The 5,711-nt window shown below is 66.2% G+C and carries 6 protein-coding genes; all 6 read right to left on the minus strand.

The window, feature by feature from the left end:
• Window positions 1–238 precede the first annotated feature (238 nt).
• On the minus strand, window positions 239–1,000 hold the full coding sequence (locus AB7U46_RS17340; RefSeq protein WP_428338238.1) for an SDR family NAD(P)-dependent oxidoreductase: 762 nt from the start codon (window positions 998–1,000) through the stop codon (window positions 239–241).
• Window positions 997–2,325: a histidinol dehydrogenase gene (hisD, locus tag AB7U46_RS17345; protein WP_428338239.1), complete on the minus strand. Its 1,329-nt coding sequence runs from the start codon at window positions 2,323–2,325 to the stop codon at window positions 997–999. Before hisD ends, AB7U46_RS17340 begins: the two co-directional genes overlap by 4 nt.
• A gap of 43 nt (window positions 2,326–2,368) precedes the next feature.
• On the minus strand, window positions 2,369–3,307 hold the full coding sequence (locus AB7U46_RS17350) for a 3-hydroxyacyl-CoA dehydrogenase (protein ID WP_428338240.1): 939 nt from the start codon (window positions 3,305–3,307) through the stop codon (window positions 2,369–2,371).
• Complete coding sequence (locus AB7U46_RS17355) at window positions 3,307–4,194, minus strand: N-acyl homoserine lactonase family protein (protein WP_428338241.1); 888 nt, start codon at window positions 4,192–4,194, stop codon at window positions 3,307–3,309. Before AB7U46_RS17355 ends, AB7U46_RS17350 begins: the two co-directional genes overlap by 1 nt.
• Before the next feature lie 36 nt (window positions 4,195–4,230).
• Window positions 4,231–4,782, minus strand: coding sequence for a hypothetical protein (locus AB7U46_RS17360; protein WP_428338242.1), 552 nt, complete (start codon window positions 4,780–4,782; stop codon window positions 4,231–4,233).
• Window positions 4,779–5,711, minus strand: a 933-nt coding sequence (locus AB7U46_RS17365) for a LacI family DNA-binding transcriptional regulator (RefSeq protein ID WP_428338243.1), incomplete at its 5' end; no start/stop codon positions are given. The genes AB7U46_RS17360 and AB7U46_RS17365, both read right to left, overlap by 4 nt.

Raw genomic sequence — 5,711 nt, forward strand, 5'->3', positions numbered from 1 at the left:
CCAAGCCCGCACCCTCCAGGTGATCCATGAAACGCGCCCCTCGCAGCCGTCAACGCCATGATTTATATGCGAAATATCACGATTACGACAGCGAAATCAGCGACTTACTTGGAGAATGTGGGTGTATTGCTGTTCTGACGGCGTGCGTGGTCGTGGCGCTTCCGTGACGAACTTGTCCCATATGGCATCCTTCAATTCCTGCGAAAGGATCACACCATCAAACCGTGGGATCAAACACCTAATCCGCCGTCCAGCCGCCGTCCAGCATCAGCGCCGAGCCGGTCATCAGCGACGACGCGTCCGAGGCCAGAAACACCGCGCCGCCGGTGATATCCTCGACCAGACCCAGCCGGCCCAGCTTGATCTTCGAGAGCACCGCGGCGCGGAACTCGGGGTTGTCGAAGAAGGGTTTGGTCATCGGCGTCTCGATGAAGGTCGGGCAGATCGTGTTGACGCGGATGCCCTGCCCGCCCAGCTCGACCGCCAGCGCCTTGGTGAACCCCTCGAGCGCCCATTTCGAGGCGCAATAAAGCGTGCGGTCGCGGGCGCCGACATGGCCCATCTGCGAGGACATGTTGATGACCGAGCCGCCCTGCCCCGCGGCAACCATCTGCCGCGTCACGGCGCGCGCGCAAAACACCGCCGCGCGCAGGTTCAGCCCCATCACCGCGTCGTAATCCTCTTCGGTCACCTCGGACAGCGGCTTGGGCCGGTTGGTGCCGGCATTGTTGACGAAGATATCAAAGGCCGGGCGGGCCTCGATCGCGGCCTCGAACGCGGCCACATCGGTGACATCCAGCGCCAGCGCCGTGGCCACCAGCCCCTCGGCGCACAGTGCCGCGGCCGCCGCCTCGATCTCGGGGGCGGTGCGGGCGCACAGGGTCACCTCGGCGCCCGCCCGGGCAAAGGCCTGCGCGATGGCGAGGCCGATGCCCCGCCCCGCCCCGGTCACCAGCGCCCGCTTGCCATCCAGACGGAAGCTGGGACCCGCAGCCCTCATTCCGCCGCCTCGCGATAGGGTGCGGCGGCCCCATAGGGCACGTTGATCCCGCCATAGCGGCGCACCCGGATGTTGCATTGCTCGGCATGGCCGACAAAGCCCTCAAGCATGCACAGCCGCGAGCCATATTCGCCCACCAGCGTCGCCGCCTCATCGGTCGTGACCTTTTGATAGCTGTGGGTTTTCAGGAACTTGCCCACCCAAAGCCCGCCGGTATAGCGCCCCGCCTTCTTGGTCGGCAGGGTGTGGTTGGTGCCGATCACCTTGTCGCCATTGGCGACATTGGTGCGCGGCCCGAGGAACAGCGCGCCGTAAGAGTGCATGTGCTCGAGGAACCAGTCGTCGCGATCGGTCATCACCTGCACATGTTCCGAGGCGATGTCATTGGCGACATTGAGCATCTCGTCATAGCTGTCGCAGACGATGACCTCGCCATAATCGGCCCAGCTGACGCGCGCGGTGGCGGCGGTGGGGATGATCTCGAGCAGCCGGTCGATCTCGGCCAGCGTCGCCTGCGCCAGCTTCATCGAATTGGTGACCAGAACCGCGGGCGAGTTATAGCCATGCTCGGCCTGCCCCAGCAGATCGGTGGCGCACAGCTCGGCATCGACCGTGTCGTCGGCGATCACCATGGTCTCGGTCGGACCGGCGAAAAGGTCGATGCCGACGCGCCCGAACAGCTGGCGCTTGGCCTCGGCCACGAAGGCATTGCCGGGACCGACCAGCATATGCACCGGCTCGATCGTCTCGGTGCCGATCGCCATCGCGCCGATCGCCTGAATCCCGCCCAGCACATAGATCTCATGGGCGCCGCCGAAATGCATCGCGGCGATCACCGCCGGGTTCGGCTTGCCCTGAAACGGCGGCGTGCAGGCGATGATCCGCGGCACCCCCGCCACCGAGGCCGTGGCCACCGACATATGCGCCGAGGCAACCATCGGAAACTTGCCGCCGGGCACATAGCAGCCGACCGATTGCACCGGGATATTCTTGTGCCCCAGGATCACGCCCGGCAGGGTCTCGATCTCGAGGTCGAGCATCGTGTCGCGCTGCGCCTGCGCGAAATTGCGCACCTGCTCTTGCGCGAATTTGATATCGGCGATCTCGCGCTCGGAGAGTTGCGCGATCAGCGCCGCGATCTCGTCCGCGCTCAGGCGAAAGGCCGGCGGCGTGTAATGGTCGAATTTCTCGGACAGCTCGCGCACGGCGGCATCGCCGCGGGTCTCGATATCGCGCAGGATCGCCTCGACGGCGGCGCGCGTCTTGGCGTCATCCTCGGCCCGATCCGCCTCGGGTTTGCCGCGCTTGAGATATGTCACAGACATGTGTTTTCTCCTTTGTGTTCAGTCTATTGGAGGGGCCGTCCGCTCAGGCGGACAGGCCTTGCGATTTCTTGAAGGCAACCAGCCGCGAGAGCTTGGCATCGCGCCAGGCGCGCCGCTGCGCCAGATCCGCGGCGGGCAGCGATGCGCGCCGCTCGTCGGTGGCCCGGGCGATCACCGCATCGGGCCAGGGCCCGCGCGCCGGGCGCAACATGCCGGCATAAAGCCCGCGCAACCGCGCCGCATAATCCGCGATCCCGCCGGGCGCGTTCAGGTCGATCGTCTCGAACGGCCCCATGAAGGCCCATCGCAGACCCAGGCCCTGCGACAGCGTCGCGTCGATATCGGCGAGGCTGGCGATCCCATCTTCGTAAAGCGCCCAGGCCTCGTTGAGCAAAACGCCCTGCAACCGGTTCAGAACGAAGCCGTCGATCTCGCGCGTCAGGCGCACCGGCGCCTGCTCGACCGCGCGCATCAGATCGACCACCTGCGCGACCGCCTCGGGCGCGGTCCAGGGCGCGGGCACGATCTCGACCACGGGCACCAGATGCGGCGGGTTGACGGGGTGCGCGATCATGAAGCGCGCGCGCTGGCGGCAGCCCTCGGTGAACTGCGAGGCGGGAATGCCCGACGAGGACGAGCCGACGATGGTCTGCGGCCCGATCACCGCATCCAGCGCAAGGCTGACCTCGGTCTTGGCCGCCACCGTCTCGAAGACCGATTCCTGCACATAGACCGCCCCCGCCACCGCCGCGGCCAGATCGTCATGCACCGAGATCCGCGCCAGAATGGCCTCGGCATCGCTAACCAGACCGACCTCGGCCAGATCGGCCAGGCTCTCGCGTGCCCAAGGCAGGATCCCGGCGCGCACCTCGGGGGCCGGATCATAGGCCTTCACCCGGAACCCCGCCCGCGCAAAGACAAGCGCCCAGCCCGACCCCACCAGCCCGGCGCCGACGATCGCGATGGTCTGCGGCGCGGCCATCACGACACCTTCGACGCGTCGCCGTCGGCCAGACAGATCTCGGTGATCCGCAGCCCTTGGGACGAGATGCGCGAGGGGAAGGTATCCTTCAGCCGATCCTCGTGGATCGGGATCACCCGGCGCGCCTCGTAGCCGACCTGCGACATCATCTCTTCGGTCGCGAGCACCAGATTGGCCTGACTGCCCACCGCCAGACCGACCGGCGTATACATCGTGTCGACATCGACGACGGCGCCGTCACCCGCGAGGTTCTCGAATTGATAGACCAGATCGCCGGCCAGCACCCAGCTGTCTTGCGACGTCGCCTGACCGTCATTGCGCACCGTCACCCACATCGAGCCCCAGGTGTGGCTGTCGGGCGCCGCATGCAGGTCGATCCCCGGCAGCACATCCTCGAGCGCGCCATCCACCGTCACCAGCCGCTTGTCGCGCGCCAGATCGACCCCGCGCACGATATCGCCCGGGTCCATTGCCACCATCATCCAGCGCATCCGGTCGGGCAGCGACATCGCCCAGACCCATTTCGAGATCTCGCGTTCCTGAATGTAGAATTTGGCGTTGGGGAAATCCTCGACATTGCCGAAATGGTCGAAATGCGCATGCGTGATGAAGCAGGTATCGACCTCTTCGGGGGCGATGCCGATCTCGGCCAGCACGGTTTTCGGATCGCGCCAGTTCTCGACCCCGAAGCGATCGCCCAGCGTCTTGCCATAGGCCTTGTCGTTATAGCCGACATCGACCATGGCGACATGGCCCTTGCCCTTGATCACCACATAGCAATAGGGCAGCTTGACGTAGCCTTGGTTGTGCGCGCCGTAGAGCACGCCGCTTTTGTGGTAGTTCGGCACATAGCAGTACTCGAGCACCCAGATGGAATAATCAGCCATTTTCTCCTCCTTGAAACCCTGTTCCCGACCGTCGCCTCAATGCGCCCCGCAACAGCACGCCAGCGACAGATCGACCATTTCCAGCCCCGCCCGCTGCGCCGAGGCGGCCTGCAGATGCGCGTAGGCGCGTTTGATTTGCAGCCCCGCGCGGTCCAGATCGGCGTCGCCCGCATCACCGGCGGCGCGCCCTGAGAACGTTCCCATCGCAAGGCGTGAAAAAGCCAGCGCGGCCAGCAGCTGATCCTTGTGCGCCTGCGCCTCGGAGCCCGCGCTCAGCGCCTCGAGCCGGGCCTGCGCCTGCGCCATCCGCGCGGTGCAGGCGCCATATTCGGGCAGATCGCGGATCTCGCGCTGCGCGGTCAGCTGCGCCAGGATCAACAGGCCCGAAATCTGGCCGATGATCCGGCGCAGGTCCTCATACACGGGTCGGCAGGCCTCGGCGTAACGCGCCAGAGCCTCTGACCCCAGCGTCGCGGCCAGCACCTCGGGACAGGCCACCGCCGCCGGCGCCGTGCCCGCAAACGAAAGCGCGCAATCGGGTTTGTGGCCCTGCACAAGGCGAAGGAACAGATCGGTCTGGGCGGTCATGGCTGTCTCCTGTCCTTGACGGTGCGCCGCTCGACCAGCGCGCCGGGGGGAATATGCAGCACGCGCTGCGCCACCGGGCGCGAGGCGGCCAGTTCCGAGGCGACCTGCAAGGTGGCCTGCATCATCGCGTCGATCGGCTGGGGCACGGTGGTCAGCCGGTGCGAGGGCCAGCCCGACATCGCGATATTGTCGTAGCCGATGACCGAAATATCTTCGGGGACGCGCAGGCCCAGCCCCTCTTGCACCCCCTCGACAAAGCCGATGGCGACGATATCGCTGGCGCAAAGCACCCCGTCGGGGCGCCGCGGCAGGTCCTTGACCGCCAGCCCGGCCTCATAGCCCGCCTCATAGGTAAAGCGCCCGGCCTCGATCACCTGCGGCGCCGCACAGCCCAGCCGCACCGTCTCGTCGCAAAACCCCTGCCGGCGCTCGACATTGGTCGAGGCATCCTTGAAGGCCGAGACATAGAGCAGCTCGCGGTGGCCGCGCTCGATCAGATAGGCCGCCGCCTGCCGCCCGCCCGCGACATTGTCGCACGACACGCCATAGCCCTGCCCGTCCTCGGACAGCCGGTTGAAGAAGATCACCGGCGCACCCGCCGCCTCGCAGCGCTCGCGGGCATGCGATTTCAGATTGGTCGCCAGCACGATCATCAGATCGGGCTGATAGCTGAGCAACAGATCGACCGCCTCGTCGATCCCGTCGGACTGCACCGCCGAGGCCAGCATCACATTCATCCCCTGCTTTTGCAGCAGGCTGGTCAGCCGGGTCATCACCTCGGGGTAGAACGGGTTGGTCAGATCCGACACCACCATGCCGACGATCTGGGTTTTCTTGGTGATCAGGCTTTGCGCGAAGGGATTGGGCCGATAGCCGATCTCGCGCGCCCGATCGAGCACCAGTTTGCGCGTCGCCTCGGCGATCACCGC

The organism is Paenirhodobacter sp., assembly GCF_050177655.1.
Classification (GTDB): Bacteria; Pseudomonadota; Alphaproteobacteria; order Rhodobacterales; family Rhodobacteraceae; genus Rhodobacter.

What these genes read in the sequence shown, in the direction of transcription:
- AB7U46_RS17340 (WP_428338238.1), bottom strand. Translation starts at nt 1,000, where the DNA reads ATGAGGGCTGCGGGTCCCAGCTTCCGTCTGGATGGCAAGCGGGCGCTG.
- hisD (WP_428338239.1), bottom strand. Translation starts at nt 2,325, where the DNA reads ATGTCTGTGACATATCTCAAGCGCGGCAAACCCGAGGCGGATCGGGCC.
- AB7U46_RS17350 (WP_428338240.1), bottom strand. Translation starts at nt 3,307, where the DNA reads ATGGCCGCGCCGCAGACCATCGCGATCGTCGGCGCCGGGCTGGTGGGG.
- AB7U46_RS17355 (WP_428338241.1), bottom strand. Translation starts at nt 4,194, where the DNA reads ATGGCTGATTATTCCATCTGGGTGCTCGAGTACTGCTATGTGCCGAAC.
- AB7U46_RS17360 (WP_428338242.1), bottom strand. Translation starts at nt 4,782, where the DNA reads ATGACCGCCCAGACCGATCTGTTCCTTCGCCTTGTGCAGGGCCACAAA.